Source organism: Methylobacterium sp. 22177 (assembly GCF_052045615.1).
In the GTDB taxonomy this organism is placed as follows: domain Bacteria; phylum Pseudomonadota; class Alphaproteobacteria; order Rhizobiales; family Beijerinckiaceae; genus Methylobacterium; species Methylobacterium radiotolerans.
Window position 1 is genome coordinate 1 of the sequence record NZ_JBQEPK010000134.1, and the last position, 442, is coordinate 442.

Consider the following 442-nt stretch of genomic DNA (forward strand, 5'->3'; position numbering starts at 1 on the left):
CGACGTCGATCCGGCACAGCCAGTGCGCGTAGGCCGCCGGGTCGGTCAGGTCGCACACGCCGTCCAGCACCGGCACGGTCTTGGCGATGTGGTTGGCAAGCTTGGCCAGCGTCTTGGTCGGGCCGATGCCGACGCAGGTCGGGATCCCGGTCCAGGCCCGCACCGTGGCGCGCAGGTCCCGCGCGAGCTCGACCCTCAGGGCCGGCGCGACGTCCGAGAGGTTCAGGAAGCTCTCGTCGATGGAGTAGATCTCCACTTGCGGGCTGAACTGCCGGTAGACGGCGTTGGTGCGACCGCTCATGTCGCCGTAGAGGGTGTAGTTCGACGAGAACACCCGCACCCCCTGCGCCCGGCACATCTCGCGGATCTTGAAGTACGGATCGCCCATCTTGATGCCGAGCGCCTTGGCCTCGCTGGTCCGGGCGATGGCGCAGCCGTCGTT

General features: G+C 68.3%; 1 protein-coding gene. It reads right to left on the bottom strand.

The features are described 5' to 3' along the window. On the bottom strand, positions 1 to 442 hold a 442-nt coding region (locus ACTJK8_RS32395; RefSeq protein WP_440763218.1), incomplete at both ends, for a Y-family DNA polymerase.